Source organism: Paenibacillus oryzisoli (genome assembly GCF_001653565.1).
Taxonomy (GTDB): domain Bacteria; phylum Bacillota; class Bacilli; order Paenibacillales; family NBRC-103111; genus Paenibacillus_E; species Paenibacillus_E oryzisoli.
This window is the reverse complement of the sequence record NZ_LYPB01000077.1, coordinates 62950-84974: the sequence shown is the minus strand read 5'-3', so window position 1 is coordinate 84974 and position 22025 is coordinate 62950. Positions and strand designations below refer to the sequence as shown.

The window sequence follows — 22025 nt, the reverse complement described above, 5'->3', positions numbered from 1 at the left end:
TTCTTTCAGTTTTTGAAACAAGTGGGGAAAACCTCTACTTTCTCAGCAAATCACTCGGGTTAATTCCGCAATATTTCTTGAAAAGTGTACTGAAATATGGCACATTTTGATATCCAACCTGTTCCGAGACTTCATAAATCAACAAATTCCCTTCCAAGAGAAGAGCCTTCGCTTTCTCAAGTCTGACACGAATAACGTAGTTCATAAAGGTTTCCCCTGTCACCTTTTTAAATAACTGATTCAAATAATTTTTCGAGATAAATAACTGTCCCGCCAACTCATCCATCGTAATGTCCTTCGCATAATGTTCATGAATGTACCCCAGCATGAAATCAACTGCCGCTTTATGCTTCTGGTTAATACTTGGCTGTCTTTTGAGTCCAATGCTCTTCACCTTCGCTTGCAGGAAACTCTCCACATCCGCACGATGAATAATCGTATCTGTTGATGTCACCAATTCATTCTCATCCGTAGGAGTGATCGTCATGTCCGCTTGTTGTGCTGCGTATTGCAGCAGCGTCCAAATTTCCGTAGCCAAGACGCGATAGAATAACTTGCGGTCTCCGCCTTGTGCAGAAGCCTCTTGCCTATTAATGAAGCGCTGAATATGCGACCATAACTCTTCCTCACTGCTTTCTTGCAGGGACTGAGAGAGGTAACGGACGAGCTCTAACGCGCCTTGTCCTTGTTCAAATGCTTGCAACGATTCAAAAGCTACGTCTGCTGACTCCTTCAAATCTTCCCATGTAGTGATGCGGTGACCAAGGGCAGCTTTCACCGTTAAGCCTAAATATCGGAGCATACTGCTAGTTAAAGTCTCTAGGAAATCAGCAGTTCTTGCAGTAGCTATCTCTTCTGACTCGCTGCGAGGAATATGTAGAACAAGTGCTGAATACGGTCCGAATAGCCAAACAAATGCTGATTCCGGCCATTCCTGCTGTGTCAGCTCCCTCGTGATATTAGACATGGCAAACCGAAATAAATGCCAATCGGCCACGGAGATATCAGAAATTCGGTCTGTCTTCACCAATTCCAACACGACGACCTGCTGATCATAGTCTGTCCAATACGTTTCGACACTCGGCAGCTTCATGTCCGCTGCATTGGCCTGAAGAGTACCATTAAGCAGAGCTGCAAGCTGCTCATCTGCCATTTGCTTCTCATAGTTTTGAACAAAACGAACAAGCCGCTTCTTTTCCATTTTCTCCAGATAGAAATCCTCTAGTTGTCCAATCGTACGAAACAAGACTTCGCGAATCTGCTCGATCGTAATTGGTTTATTCAAATAATCGTCGACATCTAGGCGAATCGCTTGCCTTGCATACTCAAAGTCGGTATAACCACTATGAATAATGAACCTGCCCTGAAAGCCTTCCCCCCGCAGTTTCTCGATCATTTCAATCCCGCTAATGCCTGGCATATATAGATCTGTAATGACAATATCGGGCTCTACTTCACGAATTAACTCTAGTCCACTTTCCCCATCAATCGCATCTCCTGCGAACTCAGCATCTAGCTCAGCCCAAGGTATACTATGTCGTAAACCACGCAAAACCTGGAAATCATCATCCACTATAGCTATTTTCCACATGCTTATTACTCCCTTATGTTGTGAATATGGTTATTGCTCGGATAGCGGAAATCGAATATCAACTTGAACGCCGCCTTGCTCTCGGTTGCTCATTTGTAAGCTATATTGATTGCCGAATAAGGCGTCCAGTCGTTCCTTTACATTCCGCAGTCCGTAGCCACCACGCTTCCTAGGTTTGTTCTGCCAGTTAGCACTGAGTCCTTTGCCATTATCCATAATCGTTACATATAAGTTACTCTCATCTCGATAGATGTCTACACCTATCTCAGCTTCGGAAGCACCATGAAAGCCATGCATAAAAGCGTTTTCCACGAACGGCTGTAGAAAAATCTTCGGCATTAGTAGGTTCTTACAGCTTTCATCCACAGTAATTATATACGACATTTTATCTTCCCAACGCACTTGCTGAAATTTCAAATAGTGTTCAATGTGCGCAACTTCTTCTGTTACAGCCACGAGACTATTCGTATTAGAGAGCGCTAATCGAAACATACTCGCTACTTGCGCGAGCATCGAGCTGATTTTATTCTGCCCCGCCTCGATCGCCGTCCAGTTAATCTGATCAAGCGTATTATATAGGAAATGAGGATTAATCATCATTTGCAACGATTTCAGCTCCGCTGCTCGCTGCTGCACATGCTGCTCCCGCAGAGATTCATAGAGATCTTCGATCCGTTGCGTTAACTTACGATATCCATGAAATAATTTACCAAACTCATTCTTATAGTCGGTAGGTAATCCTTGATCTTCCCCAAGCGAATATTGCCCCATGGCCCGAATTAATTGATTCATCGGTCTCATGAAACGGCGTGACAGGAATAGAGTAAGTAACAACACGAGCACAATCGAGGTCGCTCCGAGAAGAAGGAAGAGCTTCGCCATGCTTTTACTGCCTTTAGTCATTTCACTCCAAGAGCTTGCTTCGAAGAGTGTCCACTGGGAATCTGGTGATTTAGCCCAAACGAAGAAATCATCCTCCACACGTAAGGAACCGCTTGGCTTATCCATCTCCCCCTTCAATGTCAGTGTCGCTTGCTGCAATAGGCTGCTATTGCCAGAATGTGTAATTAGTCTGCCTGCTGCATCAAGTAACGCCATATTGGTGGTATCATCTTCTGTTGAAATCAAATGCCGAATGCTCGATACTTTAATATTAAAAACCATTAAGCTGTAATATTGATTACTATTATTGATGACCTTACGGGCAAAACTTATTACCGATTCTTCACGTCCATTAGACATAATTTTGTGCTCGCCAAGCCAGGCGCTATCCGTTTCTAGAATACTTGGATACCAAGCTTCCTTATCTAATTGCGACATGGGGAAGAACGTAACAGGACCTTGGGTATCCGATGTAAATGGGTAATCCGAATAGACATGGATCGATTGCAGAATCGGTGTACCGAAGACCAGATAGTTCAATTGACTTTGTAAGTCCGTCTCGATTTGAAGGCGCTCATAAGCGTCTTTATCTTTCAAACGACCGTAAAGAAGATCTACGTTTTTGGCCGAGGTTCCTGAAGTCTGCTCAATGCCAATTAAGCTTGTGCTCATCTTCTTGCTCAACTCATTCAACAAGCGTTGCTGATAAAAAGAAGTATTGGAAGCAATTTCGCTTGAAGTCCCCGAATAACTAACAGCAATAACAATCCCGATTAACATAGTAATAATGACAGCTGAGCTGAAGAAATAAACCGCAATAATGCGATATGTTTTGAATGGATTTTGCAGCATGTGTCTGCCCTCCGTATGATTCAAACTAAGCTCTTATGCAAAGAAAGCCGCGGCAAATGCAGCAGCTTTCCTGGTCATTCTTAAGCTTATCCTTTTAAGGCACCCGAAGCAATACCCTCGACGAAATGCTTCTGAGCTATGAAGAAAATGATCACGGCAGGCAGAACAGAGACCAATGACATGGCTAACATTTGCCCCCATGGAACCGTTCCCGCAGAATCAATGAACAGCTTCAGAGCTAAGTTAACCGTATATTTATCAACGGAATTGATATACAATAATTGACCAAAGAAATCATCCCAATTCCAAAGGAAACAATAAATAGCAACAGTCACCAGCGCAGGCTTGGTCAACGGAATAATGATGCGCCAGTAAATACCGAACCAAGAACATCCATCTATTTTCGCCGACTCATCCAACTCTTTCGGTATGGAACGAATAAATTGCACGAGCAAATAGATGAAGAAGGGGCCTCCCACACCGCCTGCGAGCAAGTGAGGAACATAAAATGGTAAATACGTATTAATCCAATCGAATTTACTAAATAACACATACTGAGGTACGATAGTTACTTGCGTTGGCAGCATTAACGTTACAAGCAGAATGCCGAACCACAGCTTACGAAGCGGGAAATCCAAGCGAGCAAATGCAAAGGCAACAAGGGAACAAGAAACGATACTTGTAAATAAAACACCTGAAATGAGTTGCAAGTTGTTGATATAGAATACGCTGAAGTCATAGTTAGGAACGGAGACCCAGCCTTCGGTATAATTCGCCCAACGGAATGTTTCGGGAAATAAATTCGGTGAGCGCATCTCATCATTCGTCTTGAGTGAAGCTCCTAGCCACCAGAAGACGGGATACATCATGATGATGCTTGAAATCAGTAACAAAAGATGGGTCAAACCTTGGCGTCTTGCCATCATTTCCCCTTCCCTCCTTGCGTCTCATAGTAAACCCAGTATTTAGAGGTAGCGAAAATAAGCGCTGTTACGGCTGCAATAATAACCAGTAGAATCCAAGCTAACGCTGAGGCATAGCCCATTTGAAACTTGGAGAAAGCTCGCTCATACAAGTACATGACGTAGACATAGGTGGAATTCACAGGTCCCCCATTGGTGATGATAAACGCCTGCGTAAACATCTGGAAAGAATTAATCGTAGATTGCACAAAGTTGAACAAAATGATTGGAGATAACATCGGCAATGTGATCGTGAAAAATTGTCGTACCTTGCTAGCGCCATCTACAGAAGAGGCTTCATACAAATCCGTTGGAATTTGTTTAAGTCCTGCAAGGAAAATAATCATCGCCGATCCGAATTGCCACGCAATGAGAAGCACTAGTGTCCCCAAAGCAGTGTCAGGGTCAGCAATCCATGACTTCCCTTGAATGCCGACAAGCGCTAAGGCTTGGTTAATAAAGCCGTCTTTGCTGAAAATATTTTTCCACAGAATCGATACGGCGATACTCGTCCCGATCAAGGATGGGAAGTAGATCATGGTTCGATAGAATGAGATCCCTCTGATCTTCTTATTCAGCAGCATCGCCACCAAGAGAGCAGTAACGAGCTTCAGTGGGACGGAGAATACGACGAATAGCAAAGTTACTTTGATGGACTCGCGGAAGGTGTCATCTTCCATCACGATATGCTTGTAGTTCTGTGCGCCTAGCCAATGCGGAGCGTCCAGCAAGGAATAATCCGTAAACGAGTAATACAAGGACATTAGGATTGGCCCTAGTGTTAACAGGAAGAACCCTATTAACCAAGGGGACAAAAAGAGGTAACCAGCCATGGGAGATTCCCATCGGCTCAGAAATGGAATTTTCTTTTTCTTCGATTTTGCAAGTAAACGGTCTGTTTGCTCCACGGTGCTTTCCATTAATCATTCCACTCCCTGTTCAAAGCGCTACGTGATTCGCTTGTTATCTTATAGTTTTATTATAAAAGGCCTCACAGGTTAGTTACATTGCGCATCGAATGAAGTTCTTTCACTATTTCACAGTGATGAAAATTGATAAGAAAAAAAGACCCAGAGCAATTGTCGCTCTGGGTCAAGCCTTTATAGGATTACTTATTCATTACAATCCGATGAATTAACACAGCCGCTTGTGCGCGGGAGAGGTCCTGCTTCGGATGAATGCCTGTTTCATCGCCTTGAACAAAGCCTTTGGCAGTAAGGGCTGCAATACTACCTAGGGCATAGTCGGAAATGTCAGATGCATCTTTATACGCTAGTTGTGCCTCTATTGAACTTGTACTACTAAGAAGTTGCTTACTTACTTGAAGCGCTCTTGCCGTCAGAACCATCGTATCCTCACGTGTAATCGGTTTGTTCGGTTCGAATAGGTTATTTCCTGTACCTGTCGTAATGCCATATGCCTTGGCATTGGTGAGCGCATTGGAATAATAGTCATTACTGGAAACATCCGTGAAGGCATCACTTATACGTGCTGGAAGATCCAAAGCTCGCATTAGTAGAATAATGAAATCGGCTCGTGTAATGCTGCTTTGTGGGTCGAACTCGTGTATGTTTCTACCTTCAATAACTCCCTTGGCTGCAAGTGTTTCAATTGACGATTGTGCCCATTTCACAGAAGTTAGATCAGTGAAAGTCGGACTCTTGTACATTATGGCATACTGGCTAAAATGTTTGGTTGTAAAGATGACTTGCCCTGCCCCCGCGTCATAATGCCCATTCGGTACAGGTATCCGCTGTCCTTGTGGATTGATGTAAAAGACAGCGATGTGATCAGGATTCTGCTTTTCTTCTTGTGAAGGCAAATATGGAATCTGAATCGTAACCGGTGCGTCTGGATTATGCCATTCAATCGTCTTCCCATTCGCAAGCAGCTGAATGTCGTATACAGGACGATTATCAATCGAAGTAGCTTTCGTTAAACGAATTTCCAACATGTCACCTAGAGTACCCAGACCATTCAGCATGTGATCAGAGATTACAATAGTGCCTAGCTCCGATTGAAGTTTAAGTTCAAATGCGTGCTCCTTCGCGTTCAACAGATCTGCAGGAAGCAGCAGACCAAATTGTTCTAAGGACGAGTTAGATTTCAAATTTACAACGATTACTTTTTTGCCATTTTGATCCTCTTGCGTCGCTTGAATAGCGCTTTCTAAATTAGCTTTTGTAAGCGTAGCGGTTCCTTGGTCGTTCGACTCTAGCAAGAGTTGGGACGGATCTTTCGACGTGTTCGTTCCCGTGTCTGGCTTAGTGACCGGATCAGGATCTGATGTTGGTGTTGGGTCTGTTGTTGGGTCTGTTGTTGGATCTGTTGTTGGATCAGGGTCTATAATCACTTCTCGTTTGATGTCAAACGAATGTTCTGAAGCCGTCGCTTGAAACAGATCCCCTCGACCATTCATTAAATCTGATTTCGATAATCTAACCACTGTTTCACCTGAAGGAGCTGTGTCTTTCACCTTCCAATTTATGACGAATAGATCGGTATCAGGCAGGATAGCTAGGCTGTCATCCACCATCAACACCTTTATTGCAAGTGATCCCTCCGATGTTGAATCCCCTTGTATAATTTGCAATTGGGATGAGCTTGGAAGTGTGGATATCCACTGTAACTTCGTCGAATCAAAGTTAACGATGAGGTCAACTGAATACACAGCCGAGTACACACTGCTCGATACATTGTTAATTTGGAACGTGGATAGCATCGATTTACCCGGTTTCGCTTCTGCGGCGCCTGTTAAAGATGCTATTGCGCCGTGTGCTTGTAAGGACAATGGGTTCACTAACGTAGTCTGTCCAACCGTCACCGTGATATGGCCCATCGTCGCTTCGTCATAGCCTGCTTTTTGTGCTGTGATCGTAATATCCGTATCTGGCAGTACATCAGAGAAGGTAAATGCACCATAAGCATCTGTTATCGTAGTTCTTGACTCACCAAGCTTAGTAAGCGTTACATTTGCTCCATATACGGGATGATTACTTTGATCCACGACAGTTCCTGATACTTGACCATATGGACTATTTTCCCTGTGGACGGTAATCTCATAGGTTTCATTTGCAGTTCCATCAGGTGAAACTACATAAACGACAATACTATTTTGCCCTTCCAATAAAGGAATTGATTCTGAAGTCGAACCACTTTGCACCACTTTCCCATTAATCGTAATATCCGCAAGACTGTTGCCTGCCCTCGGAACGAGAGTGATGTCATGAATGTCATATGGCACATGGATTTGATATTGCGTTATGTTAGAATCAAATTCCGGTGATAACGTACCACCATTCACAAGCAGACTAAGTAAAGAGGCATCAACTTGAGCGGAGATTCGATGAATCGAAACCGTATAGGTGACCGTTGTCAGACCATCCTCTGCTGTTACAACTACTGTAATATCCGTGTCATCTCCAGTTAAAGCAATGGAATCAGAGCTATTACCACTTACCACAGGTACGCCGTTTACAAGAAGTGATTTTACATTAGGAGAATTAGCTACAGGCGTCAGTTTCACATGCTCTACATTACTTGGCACTTGCATGGAGTAATGAGTACCATCCACACGTGTTAATAGGCCTGCATCACTTGATAACTCTGCTAGGGTTGCGTCTGTCTTAGAATAACCAATCCCTTGCGTGACACGGACATTATCGATATACACACTGCCATAATTGGTGCTGTTCGCATAAAAATCAATTTTCTTAATATCATTCATAGCGATTCGGTAGGGGGCACGGTCTACCATTTTTTGACCATCGATATAGAGATCGAAACTTTGAGCAGCCATATCGATCACCATTCGCATGTTATACCATTGGCCTACAACATATTTCATAAAGTCAGTCGTCGTTGTACCTTTATATCCCTTGATCGTACCTTTATCAAAAGCAAAGCTAATGCCAGGGTTCGTTAGATTCGTACTGCCATATACATAGGGCAAACTAATCCAGTTATTCCCACTGACATACGAGTCTTTTCTTCTCAAATCGGCTTCAATGGTGACAATCCCCGTTAGTGGTGTAGCAAATGTTTGAGAAAGACTCGTATTTCCAGAGTTGCTGCTCCTCGTTAAGAGGACACTTTTATCTGACGCACTAGGAACTTCAGCAACCTCAACACTTCCGCCACTGGCGCTTATTGTTAAATTATTACCTGAGCTCAATGCCCCTGTCGAAAGGCCATTAAATGTATGATTGTAAAGCACTTGCGGTTGTTTGCTCGATAGCAATACTTTGCCAATATCCGTGAGACTCTCCGGGGTAATGGTTACGTTACCTTTGGAAACAGGTAAATAGCCTGCTTTGGAGAGCATTATTGTGTAATTCTCACCGATTGGCACCTGACCTAATTGCAAAGTACCCGTACTATCGGTTGTACCACTAACGATTTCCTCTCCATCAAACATAACTTTGGCAGTTACTCCTTCTAGCGGGGACATCTTCTCGTCCAAGATGCTTCCGCGTAAACTGCCATAAGGACTATTGGAAGTAATGACGATATCCAACGTCGTCATATTCGGTGGTTGAATGGCGATTGTCGAGGTCGTCGTCAAATAACCCGTTTTTTCAGTTTTGAGCTCCACCCCTGCAGCTAATGGTACATCGGCAATTACGAACGAACCTTTCGCATCAGTGGTTGCCGTATAACTTACTTCATTAACAACCATGGATACTTTTGCCCCAGCAACTGCTTTGCCAGAACCATCTTTCACTTTTCCGTTCACGGATTCAGTTGTACTGTTTGCCTCTGTGTAATATTCAAATGCCCCGATATCCGGGCGCCCGTTATACAGCGTATGACCCGCATAGTCTTTTGATCCATTATTTGGCATTACAATTCCGGCATTAATCATAGCTGAACCTGACTTTGAACGAAAACCTAGCGCAGAATCTAATCTTGGGCCTGTTTCAATGGTTCCAGAGGGGCCAGTCACTGTGCTAACAAATTTAGGATCTACCTGTAAAGCCTTGGTATCACTAGTAGGAATCATTAACCCAGAACCAAAATAGTTGTTATTCTCGTAGAATGTTGTTCCACTTGTAGTAATCGTCGCACCTGCACGTGTCGTGTACAGATTATTATTACGAATGTTATAGGTTGCATCTAAGGATGAACCATAGCCGTAGATCAAATAATTACTTTTATCATTATAAATGGTGTTGTTGTACACCTCAGCTACTGCCTTTTTATCTGAATGTAAATAAATGGGGTATCGTGTGTTGCTTTTAATCACATTATTACGAATCACGGTATCGCCGAATACAAATTGGCAAATGAGAATGCCATCCCCATTATCATGAACATAGTTATATTGAATAAGTATTTTGGTTGTCCCTTTATCTGGATCGATCCCGTTGGAATCGGCTCCGCCCGCTTTTTGCGTGGTCTCATACACCTCGTTGTACTGTACCACGATATCATCTGCATAGTACATTTCAATACCTGATGTCCCTGCCTTATAGACGACATTATTTTCAACAAGTCCGCCTCTGATATCTGTTAAATACATCGCATTACAACCATAGGCCGTATCTTTTTGCGTTATATAATTGTCTCTAATAATAATATTAGTATGCGGTGTGAATTTCGGATCGGTCCCATTGGCACGTTCACCCCAGCCCGTCGATACGGCAATGGTATTCCCATTCGCGTCCTTCCCATCCCCTGTGTATTGTTTAAACGTAATACCTGCAAAAGAAGTATTCGTAATTGTGGATTGTTCCACGATGACATCATTGATAACAGTCGCTTGACTAGGAGGACTAAAAATATTCGGAACAGTCGTGTCGAATACGATGCCTCCCGTTTTTTTGGAGCCGTCCCAACCCGTCTTGAAACGAATACCCGGTTGAGGTGGATTCGGCTGAGTACCGCTAATCCAGTTAATTTGCCCCGTCACATCATGTACATCGACAGCAACGATCCGGAAGTAATCCAAGGTTGTACTATTATCACCAGATATATGAATGCCCCTGTAATCACCAAGGTTCTCACCCGGTGTTGCTGTTGCTGGCTTGGCATTGGATACATCTAAATGATGAATCTCCCAATACTCCTGATTGAACAAACGTACCGCATCTTCTACCAAGCCTTTCCCTCGAATGGCTGGCTTACTTCCGCTGCCATATTGATCAATGATAATCGGCATGCCCGGGCTACCTGAGCCCTTAGGCCATAACTGACCATCCCATACTTCACCTGATTTCAGCAAAATTCGATCGCCAGGTTGAAAAGTGGTAGCGTTTACTTTTCCTAGCGTTTGCCAAGCAGTTCCTTCACTCGTACCTATATTCGAATCATTACCTCCTGTCGCATCTAAGTAATAGATGCTCCCTGTAGCTGCATGAACACGAGCTACTGGAAGAAGTGAACTTACAATTCCAAACACTAATGTAATAGCTAGGAACATGGACGACCATTTCAATCTTTTTTGCTGGAACAACATGTGTAACCTCCTCTTAATTTCAGTATGACACATTATAAGATCGATTTTCGACTTAAAACCAGTAGGTAAATGAACAATTCTCTTTCACTATTCCAAGCATTCCGCTTCACTTCGCACAAAAAATCCCAAATCGCCGTCTCCGGCGATTTGGGATTTTCAGAAGACATCGTTACTGCGTATAAACCTTCACATTATCAACATGGGTAATACCCGTTTGCGAGTTATCTGCATAGAATTCGATTTTGGACACATTGGAAACAGCTGCTCTCATTGTTGCCTGGGATAGTTTCAACGTGCCATTGACATAGAAATCAAATGTATCCGTATTCGTATTTAGAACGACTTTGAAATCATACCAAGTATTCGCTGTGAAGGCTTGAATGGTCGTCCAAGTCCCGTTAACATTCGCCTTGATATTCCCTGTATCCATAGCGATGGATTCAGCAACGACACCTGTGCTGTCATAGAGGTACGGCAAGCACCACCATGACGTTGTTTCACTTCGTTTAACTCTTGCCTCGATCGTGATGATACCGCTTGTAGCTCCAAACGATTTGGACATCGAAGTTTTCGCCGATGCAGTCGGTTTGCTTAGCTGTACGCTCTTATCGGTTGAACTTGGAACGGCTTGCACAGTAATCGCATTCGGACTGGTGCCGTTGGCAATTGTCCAACCTGTCGGGGCACTGCCAGTAGTCACCGTATCAAACGTATCATTTACCAAGTAAGTAGGTCCCGTACTGCCTCCCGTAACCTGCGTTTCATCAGCACCAATATCTGCTGCGCCTGTGTATAACGTATCTCCCCAGAAATCAAGCCCACCGTTGGAGGCAATCGTAACCCCTTGATTGATGATAGGCGAGCTTGTTTGAAGCTTATAGCCGCCTAATGTGCTCATAGCAGGTCCACTCGCTTCTGTTCCCGTTCCGCCAGTTCCTGGGCTCACTAATTTCGGATCACCTGTTTTCGGATTGGTATCTCCTGCAGGAACGGTAAGACCAGTGCCATAGTAACTATTCGTATGATATGTAATACCACCGCCTGTTGTAAGTACAGCTGAACTTCGCGTGGAATCCAGAATATTATTTCGAATATTGTAGCTGGCATTTATATAAGACCCGTAGCCATAAATCAAATACGTGCTATTCGTATTATAGATCGTATTATTATAAATTTGTGAGGTTGCAGCTGAATCTGAATGGAGATAAATTTGATATCGTGAATTGCCTGTAATCACATTGTATCGGATAATGGAGTCGCCGAAGCTGAATTGACACAACAGGATACCATCCCCATTGCCATGGACATAGTTATACTGGACGACCTGTTTGGTCGTTCCTTTATCCGTGTCGATGCCGTTAAAGTCGGCGCCACCGGCTTTTTTCACCACACCATAGGTTTCATTCTTCTGTATAACAACATCATCAGCATAATAGGTTTCGATCCCCGAGGTTCCCGCCGCCGCAACGACATTACTCTCAATCACCCCTCCTTTAACATCAGTCATATAGATACCATTACAGCCATAGATCGTGTTCGCTTGACTAATGAAGTTATTTTTAATCGTAATATTCGTAAAAGGATACCAATTCGTATCCGAAGCTGAGCTCCGAACACCCCAACCGACCGAAACGGATGGATTCCCGTTTTTGTCGCGCCCATCCCCCGTATATTGCTTGAAAATGATCCCCCCAAAGGAAGTATCCTTAATAGAACTATTGGAGATAACCACATCATTGAACTTGCTCTTTACAGTCGCTGCTGCTGGCGCTAGCACGTTCGTTGACATATCGAATACAATGCCGCCCGTTCGTTTGGAACGATCCCAACCTGTCTGGAAGTTGATGCCTGTTGCATTATCTGCCACATCGCCGCCAATCCAGTTGACTTCACCACTCACGTCATGAACATTGAGCCCATCTAAACGGAAGTAATTGAGCGTACCACTATCTGCTCCTGTAATATGTACGCCTCGAAGATCACCTACGGAACCTGTTGTTTGGTTACTAATATCTAGATTGTGAATCTCCCAATACTGCTGATTATACAAATAGACCGTAGCCTTCACCGCTCCTTGCCCTTGGAACTTTGGTTTGGCTCCTGTACCATACTGATCGATGATGATGGGGTTCCCTGAGGTACCCGAGCCTTTCGGATATAACTGACCCACCCAGGTATTTCCTGCTTCAAATAAAATGCGATCGCCAGGCTGGAAGGTTATGCTGTTCACTTTCGTCAATGTTTTCCAAGCTGTTGCAGAACTTGTGCCATTGTTGGAATCGCTGCCGTTGCCAGCATCGACATAGTAAGTGGTATTAGCAGCAGACACAGTTGCGGGTAGAAGCATTATTATTAATGAGAACATCATCATAGTAGTTACGACGAAAGCACTACATCTCTTACTTTTTTTCCAAAATAATCCCATCATTCCAGCCTCCTCTTAAATGTAAGCGCTTAATTTTCTTTGCAATAATCATACGACTTACTTGCATTGGTGCTCCATGACAACCCGGACTTGCTTCCTGCTCATCCCTCCCATCGTATTAAACAGCCTGGCATCTCACTTGGACATCTGCTCATGTTGTATGTGCCCGCCTATTCAATTTTTAGTTCAGTATAGTTGACAATTGGGGGAGAACATAGGGGACGAATGAACAAATTTCTTTCATTATATTAGGAAATAAATGTATATTTTATCGTTTCACCTTTCAAACAATGAACTAGATGGAATTAGTCCAATTTCATAAAAAAAAGCGATTGCCACTAGGCATCGCTACTTTGTACAGATTCTCTTGCAAACTTTGCAAAAATCTCAGGCACTTCACTTGCTCCCACTGGCCGGCCAAATAAATACCCTTGTACGGTATCGCATTGAAAGTCTTGCAGAACTTTTAAATCTGCCTCATTCTCTACCCCTTCTGCAATCACATTAATTTTTAGATTACGAGCCAAGGTGATAATCGTGTTGACAATAGCTGCGTGTGTCGGGTTTACTGAGATATCCTTCACGAAAGATTGGTCGATTTTGAGATGATGAATTGGGAACTCTTTCAAGTAACTCAATGAACTGTAGCCTGTCCCAAAGTCATCCATAGCAATCTGTAAGCCCATATTATTAAAACTATTTAATGTCGCAAGCGCGACTTGAACATCCATCGTCATGCTTTCTGTAATTTCCAACTCCAAGTACTGTGGCTCAAGCCCCGTTACTTGCAGGATATTTGCGATTTGCTCACAAAGGGATCTATCGTAGAATTGTTTCGATGATAAATTCACAGCCATGGAGACTTTCGGCAATCCTAGGTTCTGCCAGTGCTTATTCTGAGCACAAGCCTTCTCGATCACCCATTTGCCAATGGAATAAATAAGACCTGTTTCTTCCGCAATCGGAATAAATTCTAGGGGAGACACTCGTCCTAGCTGTGGGCTATCCCAGCGTATTAAACTTTCAAAACCGACAATTTCATTGGCTATCACGTTGACTTGCGGTTGGTACATCAGGACAAACTCATTTTTCTCCAGCGCTTTTCGCAAATGTTTTTCAAGCATCATTCGTCGTACAGTTTTGGCATAGATGTGTGGGCTGAAAAACTGAACTTGATTCCCCCCAAGCTCCTTCGCGTAATCCATCGCGATATCTGCAAAACGTACGAGTGTTTCAGGGTCTTGATCATCTTCTGGAAACTGACTAATTCCAATGGATGGTGACATGTAAATCTCATGTTCCTTGATCCGAATTGGCTGATTAATACTCTTAGTAATATTCTGCGTGTAGGCATCCAACTCATTCTTAGATTTATGCTTTACGAGTCCGATGAATTCATCACTGCCAACTCGGAAAACATTCAAGTTCTGGGTGAGAAAACTATTCTTCAACCTCCGCGCGATGACCTGGAGAATACGATCGCCAATATCGTGTCCTAATGTCTCATTTACCAGCTTGAATTGGTCCAAATTAACAAATAGTACAGCGAAGCATTCTTTATGGAAGATGGCGTCCTCCATCCATTTCGTTAATACTTGTCGATTAGGAAGACCTGTTACGGAATCATGAAGGACCAAATAACGGATCCGTTCCTCCATGCTGCGCGACTCCGTAATATCAACGGTTAAGGAGATTACCTCACGAATGACACCATTGTCTTTGATTGGTCGAAGAACCGTTAAGAAATAATAGCCATGCCATTCCGTTTCAAAATCGACAACCTCCTCCCTGGACCAAGCAAATTCATAGTATTGTTCCATGTGATTAGCCATGTATGGGGGGAAGATGGCATGGAGATCCTTACCAATTGCATGCTTCTCTTTGATCCCCATTCGATCGAACAAGCACCCCTGCCATGTTGTATAAATAAATTCATCTTGATCTTTTCGAAATTTGATTAACAGTCCGTTTTGTTGGCTAATTTTCTGATGAAGCTCCTTTTGAAATTGAAACAGATCTTCTTCCATTTTTAACAGAAAAGTTAGCATTTCAATATGACTTTTGACGGATTGTTCGTTCCCGAGCATGTTGGTCTCATTGCGTAGGAATACCTTTTTATTCATAGCCGTTTTGCATCTTAACAGAAACTCTTCTTCCATCAAAATATTGCGCGTGCTCTGAAAAAGGGTTTCCTTTTGAAAAAAGTCCATCGCTCCGTACTCCAGAGCCTTCATCGCTGCGTTCGAGCCTTCTTCCGTGTAACTGCTCAGCATGATAACGGGTACCGGATGAAACGTCATGATTTGATTCAATGCCGTTAATCCATCCATCTCTGGCATCTCAATGTCAAGTGTAACTAAATCTGGCTGCAGTTCGACGATTTTGTCCAATGCATTAATGCCATTCACCGCAAATCCTACCACCCTGAATTGCGGATCTTGATCGAAGAGTTTGGCAATCATATTACGCATAACGATGGAGTCATCGACGATTAGGACACGAATTGTTCTCATACTTGTCACCTAATTCTTATGTATTCGTCTTCAACTGCAAGAGGAGCTGCTCTCGATCGAAAACTTGGATTAGCCGTTCATCTTTCTTATAAATACTCCGAATCGTAGAAAGCGAGGCTCTACTATGAACAATCTCTTCATTGGTATCGTGCTCAAACACAGTGACTATTTCGGTTACGGAATTTACAGCTATTCCAATGGATTGTTCATCATCCCGCACAATGAGAACACGAGATTTAGAAGCACTGGATTGTTTTGACAACCCCATGCTGCTTCGCAAATCATAAACAACCAGCAATTCTTCTCGAATGTTCATGATGCCTAGTACGTTAGGGTCAGATCCGGCAATCTTCGTCAGAGACGGCATTGCCACAATCTCTTGCACATGTTCAAGATGAAAGCCGTACCATTCATTATCAAAGTGAACAGTAACCAGCTCACGCTTTGCCGTATGCTTACCTTTATTCGCCCGATCCTTCATACCAAAACGAACATGCCCAGACGAGGATTTCTGCATCATCGCATTCACGTCTAGTATGAGTGCAACCAAACCATCTCCAAGAATGGTCGTTCCAGCAATGTACGGAATGTGGCCAACGATCTCGTCTAGGGATTTAATGACAATCTCTTGGTTCGCAATTAATTCATCCACAACGAGGCATATTCGTTTCTCCGCCATCCCAATCATAAGGATGGACTGCTTAGACTTCATCGTTCCATCCGTTCTATTGTTCTCAGGCGAAAGCAATGAATTTAACCGCAGCAAGGGCAGAATTTCACCACGCACATGACAAATCTCTTGACCGTGCAACCATTGAATTTCTTGTTCGTTATATCTGAAAATTTCAATGATATTCGACAGTGGTACAGCAATCGTCCGCTTCCCTTGCTTAACTAATAGTGAGCGAATGATCGCAAGAGTTAAAGGCAATTTCAACGTAATCGTTGTTCCTTTGCCAATTATCGTCTCGATGTCGATAAGCCCATTCAGCTTCTCAATATGTGAGCGCACGATATCCATTCCAACACCACGGCCTGATAACTCGGTTACTTGCTCTGCTGTCGACATCCCCGAATGGAAAATGAGCTTAATAATCTCCTTCTCTGTCAGGTCTCGAGATTCTTCTTCCGAAATAAACCCCTTATCCACGGCCTTCAGACGGATACGTTCCGGATCAATACCTCGGCCATCATCCCTCACTGTAATTACAATGGAGTTCTCTTCATGCGCCGCCTTCATCCGGATATGCCCTTTACGAGGCTTGCCTGCTGCTTCTCGCTGGTCAGGAGTTTCCAATCCGTGATCTGCCGCATTGCGGAGGATATGTATGAGTGGATCGCTAATTTCTTCAATCAACGTGCGGTCAAGCTCCGTTTCTTTCCCTTCAATCGTCAAGGCAATCTCTTTATTGGCAGTTTGAGATAAATCTCGGATTAAACGCGGAAATCTGCTAAAAAGCTGCTCGATCGGGATCATCCTTGTCTTCATCATGCCATCGCGCATATTAGAGACGATTTTCCCCAAATGGTGCGTAATATCTTCAAGGAGATGAATATCAGCATCTTGTTTATATTTATCTTGCAACCTCTTCTTCACATCAGCGAGTCGAGTATTATCAATGAGGAGTTCCCCTACTAAATTAATTAAATGCTCTAGTCGCTGTACATCCACACGTACCGTATGAGATACGGCAGCAGCTTCTTTCACAGCTGTAGAAGCCGGTTTAACTGGTTTACTCTCCGCAGTAGATGTTGGCACCGTTGAAGCAATCCGCTCTGGTTCAGTAACCTGACTCGGAAGTTGGCTAGTGAACGGCCCTACAATGACTTCCGTCAACTGTGAAATGCGATTGAGTCGCTCTTGCACTTCGCAGCATTCATGCGCAGTTGATACCAGGAAGTGAATTGGAGCACCTAATTCTTCATCCGTACTCGATGCATGAAAGTTCGGCTGCGTCGATAGCACGTCGCCTATTTCCTGAAGCTCGCGAAGGACGAGCACCGCTCGAACGGCCTTCATCACGGTTTCTGGTTCGATGACAATACGAATCGATATGAGCTCTGGGCCCGATGTCACGGATTGCTGGGCAACCGGAACTGTCTCTACTGGTATGGATTCCCCATGAGATAATCGCTCAAGAACAATAATAAGGTGATCTACAGCTTGCTCTTCATAATGACCTCTCAAGAAAAGCTCTCTTTGCCCCTTCATATAATCAATGCTCTGGAATATTACATTCATCAGGTCTGTATGAACTTGGATCCGATTGTTGCGAAGGTGATCGAATATATTTTCCAGCTTATGCATCATCTCTTTCAACTTGTCAAACCCCATTGCAGCGGCAGAGCCTTTGAGCGTATGAGCGATACGGAAAATGGTTTGAATCGTTTCTGGCTTGGATCCGTTCTCCTCAAGCTCCAATAAACTTTTATCCAGAAGAAGAAGTTGCTCACTTAATTCATCCAGAAACACACCCATGTATACTTCCATTTGAAAATCACTCATTCCCTCTTACCTCCTGAAGAAACAGCTCGCCAATATCCAAAATCCCCACATAACTGCCTTCGAATTCACCAATGGCTTGCAAATAAATGCTGCCTTGTTTGCCAAATTCCTCTGAAACTGGCTTCACTTCTGTAAACCCGATCACACGACTAACACAATCTACAACTAGACCGAGTGTCTTCCCAGCAACGTGAACAATCATAATACGTGTATGTTTCGTATCCATCACGGGTTTCATCTGCAGCATGGCGCGTAAACAATAGATGGGGATAATGATACCGCGCAAATTAATGACCCCACGCAAATTCTTCTTATTTCCTGGTAAAACCGTGATGTCATGCATCTTTATTATTTCCTGAATATACGCGATAGAGAAGGCATAGTGTTCTTCTCCAATCTGACCTTCAACATACAAGGGAGTGACCGTCGTTGTCATGTGCAACCCTGTCCTCTCACACTTTGAAATTAGAAACGGATTGATTCAAATCATCTGCTAAGGTTGCTAGCGATTGGGAGGAGCTTGCCGTTTCCTCGGCAGCCGCCGCAGACTGCTGGCTAACAGAAGCAATATTCTGAATGAAACTTAAGACTTCTTCCGATTGAGCGGATTGTTCCTCGCTAGCGGCAGCGATTTCCGTTACTTGCTGTGCGGTATTCGCAACCATGCGAACGATATTATCGAACTGGGTTCCCGTGCGCTCGGACAGATCAGCTGCTTCTGAAACTGCTTTGACACTCAAATCCGTATTGGTTTGCATGCCCTTAATAATAATGGCAATTTGTTTCGTCGCCTCGCCGCTGCGTTCAGCTAATTTCCTAACCTCTTCCGCAACAACCGCGAAGCCTCTACCCTGTTCTCCTGCCCTAGCCGCCTCAATCGCAGCGTTAAGGGCTAATAAGTTCGTTTGATCTGCGATATCATCAATGACCTCGATAATTTGACCAATCTTCTGTGCATCTTGCTCAAGCAAAGACATCTGCTTCGATACGTTCCCCATGGATGTTATAGAAGCTTGTACCGCGACGCCTCCTTCTTTGGCACCTTTTCTAGTTTGTTCGGATAGCTCAGCGACGACTTCCGCATTCTGAGCAACAGAGTCAATGGCAAGCGAAAGTTCTTTAAACAAGCTGTTTACGGTTTGCGTTGACTCGGCTTGGTGCATGCTTCCTTTGGCGATTTGCTCCGTTGTCGCAGAAATTTCTTCCGCAGCAGCTGCAACATTCTGTGAAGAAGATACCGTTTTACTAATAAGCACACGGAGATTTTCCAGCATATCATTAAAGGCCTCGGCCAATGAGCCGAGCTCGTCCTTTGTTTTCGAAGTTGCTTTCTCTCTCAAATCGCCTTCTGATGCTTTCGTAACGACGGATAAAAGAGATTGTACTGTTCTGGAGATACTGCCTGATAAATACAGCGCGACACTAATACCGATTAAGATTGCAAATATACCCAATAAAATAATGGTCAATGTACCTGAATTATTCTCAGAAATAGCTGTATCTACTTCTGCCTTGGAACCTACCTCATTATATTGAATCCATTTGTCAAACAAATCCGTTGTCTGTGCCCTTGCAGGTCTTACTTGTGTAATCGCATCATAGGCCTGTTGATCTTCATTCTTCGTAGCTAATTGAATAATCGTATCCGCTGAATTCATATAAGCAGTCATTGAAGCCAGTATCTCGTTGTAAATTTTCGTCTCTTCCCCTGGGTTTACCAATTCCTCGTAGGCCTTCATTTCTTTCAAGGTATTTTCTTTGTTTTGTAGGATAGTTGTCTTGGCACTTGCCATTTTTTCTGGATCTGACTCAAGGATAATTTGATGAAAAGCCACTCGAACTTCGAAGAAATCCGTTTTAATTTGATCAATTTTAAGAATACTAGGCAGCCAATTCCCCTGAACATTTACAGCCGATTTTTGAATCGAATTCATACTAAGAATAGCCACTAGACCTACTGTAAACGTAAGCGCGAGCACAAGAATAAATCCTGCTAATAATTTCATTCTAATTGTTGCTTTCATTACAAAATCCCCCTAATTGTCGGTTACATGTCTTTTAATTGAATCGCTGAGAACACAAGATCAATGATTTCGCCACGTGCTTGATTTAAAAAACCTAACGAAGTCTGTTGCAAATTCTCAATGGATACACAGGAAATTAAGAGAATCTTTGATGAGTAGTAATACATGGAGAGCTCATAGCAAGAAGATTCCTTCTTAACAACTTCACTGATATTCGTATTCTTGTATTTCTCAGGAAGTTCAAGTGCATACATTAAGTACAAGGGCTCGTCTTGAACTTGAGTCATCTGAAAAAATTCTTTGTACACCTTGGACGTAATTGCGTTCCATCGGAACCCATACTTATAGAATGGATCCTCCTCCCAGGTAGGCTCGAATAGTGATATCAATTCGATAAATTGCTCGCGGTAGTAGTGGATTAGATTCATAGTTGTGGGTCCCTCGCAATTCCATAACATAATTTGTACTTCTCATTATCTTTATCTTATCGATGAATTGTTGTGAAACTTCTATCGAGGATTTTAGATAAACATGTTTTTTGCTAATAATTAGCTAACGTTTACTAAAATTTCAGTAGAAATGGTGATACAGAACCTAGTTTGTAAGTTTTCTATCCTAATTGTAAGTCTTTATGCCTATGGACCACTTGTGATTTCATGACTCCTATCCTAAACATCTATGAACATGTGGATCTACCCAATGGATGCCCTCAAAATAAACGGCTACGCCGTCCTTTGAAGGACAGGAGCGTTTATCTAGAAATTCAGCATAATTAGTAAGTAAAACTTATAAATTCTGATATTTGAACAAAAAACGCCCGTCCGCGTGCTAGCTTCAGCACTGGACGAGCGTTCTTCTATATGTATTATATAGCTCTTCGAATGGCATCCAAAACCCGATCACCCTGGAAAGGCTTGACGATAAAATCCTTAGCTCCTGCTTGAATCGCTTGTACAACCATCCCTTGTTGCCCCATTGCTGAACACATCACAATTTTGGCATTCGCATCTTTTTTCTTAATTTCTCTAACCGCTTCTACGCCCTCCATCTCGGGCATCGTGATGTCCATCGTAACAATATCCGGTTTCAGCTCCTGATACTTCTGGATGGCTACTTTGCCATTTTCCGCTTCACCAACAACTTCATGTCCACCTTTGGTCAAAATATCCTTTAGCATCATCCGCATGAATGCTGCATCATCCACGATTAATATTTTTGCCATCATCAATCACTCCTCTTATCAATGCTCTTTCAATAACACCACACGGATATCTCCAACCGTTTGAATGGATATGGGCAACATCAGCTTGTTAGCCTGATTGTTGAAATGGTAATTTTCCTCTAATAAAGAAGGTGGCGTAATATCGAGGGCTACACCTTGTTCCCCAAGGATCGTAGTGGTTCTGCCGGCAATAATGTTGGCAATTTCACTCACACAGCTATCCAGCATCTCACCTTCCATATACATCCCGAAAATTGCTTCACTCATTCGGCTAAATACGACACGCTGTCCATCTAAAATCATACAATACTCACTATTCGTGAAATTGATAGAGACCCCGATTTCATCCTTTCGGATCGGTTCATTGCTTGTAAGCACTTCAGTCTGATCTAAAGTTTGTGGCAGCATGTTGCCAATCGATGCGCGTACACTATTCAGTAATAAATTTTGCAAATTCTGAGTCATCCTTTTCTCCCCTATTCAGTTGGTAATAACCGGTTATGACTTCCTTCAATACACTCACTTTAGCCTATAATTGTTAGGTAACTACACTCCTAATTGTTAAAGATGTATGTGAATGAAATAAACGGA

Annotated in this window: 13 protein-coding genes; all 13 read right to left on the bottom strand. The window is 43.1% G+C overall.

Translation table 11 applies throughout. The annotated features are described in order from the left end of the window. Positions 1–34: 34 nt before the first annotated feature. Positions 35–1591, bottom strand: a complete 1557-nt coding sequence (locus A8708_RS23150) for a response regulator transcription factor (protein WP_068667679.1) — start codon at positions 1589–1591, stop codon at positions 35–37. A gap of 30 nt (positions 1592–1621) precedes the next feature. Then, on the bottom strand, positions 1622–3325 hold the full coding sequence (locus tag A8708_RS23145) for a cache domain-containing sensor histidine kinase (RefSeq protein WP_068667678.1): 1704 nt from the start codon (positions 3323–3325) through the stop codon (positions 1622–1624). 86 nt (positions 3326–3411) lie between these two features. Further along, positions 3412–4248: a carbohydrate ABC transporter permease gene (locus tag A8708_RS23140; protein ID WP_082927744.1), complete on the bottom strand. Its 837-nt coding sequence runs from the start codon at positions 4246–4248 to the stop codon at positions 3412–3414. Next, positions 4248–5207: a carbohydrate ABC transporter permease gene (locus tag A8708_RS23135; RefSeq protein ID WP_068667676.1), complete on the bottom strand. Its 960-nt coding sequence runs from the start codon at positions 5205–5207 to the stop codon at positions 4248–4250. Before A8708_RS23135 ends, A8708_RS23140 begins: the two co-directional genes overlap by 1 nt. A gap of 188 nt (positions 5208–5395) precedes the next feature. After that, positions 5396–10744 (bottom strand): carboxypeptidase regulatory-like domain-containing protein, encoded by a 5349-nt coding sequence (locus A8708_RS23130; RefSeq protein WP_068667675.1) that lies wholly within the window; start codon positions 10742–10744, stop codon positions 5396–5398. A gap of 169 nt (positions 10745–10913) precedes the next feature. After that, complete coding sequence (locus A8708_RS23125; RefSeq protein ID WP_068667674.1) at positions 10914–13169, bottom strand: right-handed parallel beta-helix repeat-containing protein; 2256 nt, start codon at positions 13167–13169, stop codon at positions 10914–10916. Positions 13170–13507: 338 nt separating this feature from the next. Beyond that, positions 13508–15682 (bottom strand): EAL domain-containing protein, encoded by a 2175-nt coding sequence (locus A8708_RS23120; RefSeq protein ID WP_068667673.1) that lies wholly within the window; start codon positions 15680–15682, stop codon positions 13508–13510. Positions 15683–15698: 16 nt separating this feature from the next. Beyond that, positions 15699–18188, bottom strand: coding sequence for a chemotaxis protein CheW (locus tag A8708_RS23115; protein WP_068667672.1), 2490 nt, complete (start codon positions 18186–18188; stop codon positions 15699–15701). After that, the gene (locus tag A8708_RS23110) at positions 18181–18624 is read right to left on the bottom strand and encodes a chemotaxis protein CheW (protein ID WP_068667671.1); all 444 of its coding nucleotides are present in this window, start codon (positions 18622–18624) and stop codon (positions 18181–18183) included. The genes A8708_RS23115 and A8708_RS23110 overlap by 8 nt, the downstream gene beginning before the upstream one ends. A 16-nt stretch (positions 18625–18640) precedes the next feature. Beyond that, entirely contained in the window at positions 18641–20212 is a 1572-nt protein-coding gene (locus tag A8708_RS23105) for a methyl-accepting chemotaxis protein (RefSeq protein WP_068667670.1), read from the bottom strand. Between the two features lie 23 nt (positions 20213–20235). Then, positions 20236–20640: a hypothetical protein gene (locus A8708_RS23100; protein ID WP_068667669.1), complete on the bottom strand. Its 405-nt coding sequence runs from the start codon at positions 20638–20640 to the stop codon at positions 20236–20238. A 437-nt stretch (positions 20641–21077) separates the two neighbouring features. Continuing rightward, a complete protein-coding gene (locus tag A8708_RS23095) occupies positions 21078–21434 on the bottom strand; it encodes a response regulator (RefSeq protein ID WP_204787620.1) in 357 nt (118 codons plus the stop codon). 18 nt (positions 21435–21452) lie between these two features. Next, the gene (locus A8708_RS23090) at positions 21453–21899 is read right to left on the bottom strand and encodes a chemotaxis protein CheX (RefSeq protein WP_068667667.1); all 447 of its coding nucleotides are present in this window, start codon (positions 21897–21899) and stop codon (positions 21453–21455) included. Positions 21900–22025: the final 126 nt, after the last annotated feature.

Coding starts and splice junctions, on each gene's coding strand:
- A8708_RS23095 (WP_204787620.1), bottom strand. CDS start 21,434: ATGGCAAAAATATTAATCGTGGATGATGCAGCATTCATGCGGATGATG.
- A8708_RS23105 (WP_068667670.1), bottom strand. CDS start 20,212: ATGAAAGCAACAATTAGAATGAAATTATTAGCAGGATTTATTCTTGTG.
- A8708_RS23125 (WP_068667674.1), bottom strand. CDS start 13,169: ATGGGATTATTTTGGAAAAAAAGTAAGAGATGTAGTGCTTTCGTCGTA.
- A8708_RS23110 (WP_068667671.1), bottom strand. CDS start 18,624: ATGACAACGACGGTCACTCCCTTGTATGTTGAAGGTCAGATTGGAGAA.
- A8708_RS23135 (WP_068667676.1), bottom strand. CDS start 5,207: ATGGAAAGCACCGTGGAGCAAACAGACCGTTTACTTGCAAAATCGAAG.
- A8708_RS23130 (WP_068667675.1), bottom strand. CDS start 10,744: ATGTTGTTCCAGCAAAAAAGATTGAAATGGTCGTCCATGTTCCTAGCT.
- A8708_RS23115 (WP_068667672.1), bottom strand. CDS start 18,188: ATGAGTGATTTTCAAATGGAAGTATACATGGGTGTGTTTCTGGATGAA.
- A8708_RS23145 (WP_068667678.1), bottom strand. CDS start 3,325: ATGCTGCAAAATCCATTCAAAACATATCGCATTATTGCGGTTTATTTC.
- A8708_RS23090 (WP_068667667.1), bottom strand. CDS start 21,899: ATGACTCAGAATTTGCAAAATTTATTACTGAATAGTGTACGCGCATCG.
- A8708_RS23140 (WP_082927744.1), bottom strand. CDS start 4,248: ATGGCAAGACGCCAAGGTTTGACCCATCTTTTGTTACTGATTTCAAGC.
- A8708_RS23100 (WP_068667669.1), bottom strand. CDS start 20,640: ATGAATCTAATCCACTACTACCGCGAGCAATTTATCGAATTGATATCA.
- A8708_RS23120 (WP_068667673.1), bottom strand. CDS start 15,682: ATGAGAACAATTCGTGTCCTAATCGTCGATGACTCCATCGTTATGCGT.
- A8708_RS23150 (WP_068667679.1), bottom strand. CDS start 1,591: ATGTGGAAAATAGCTATAGTGGATGATGATTTCCAGGTTTTGCGTGGT.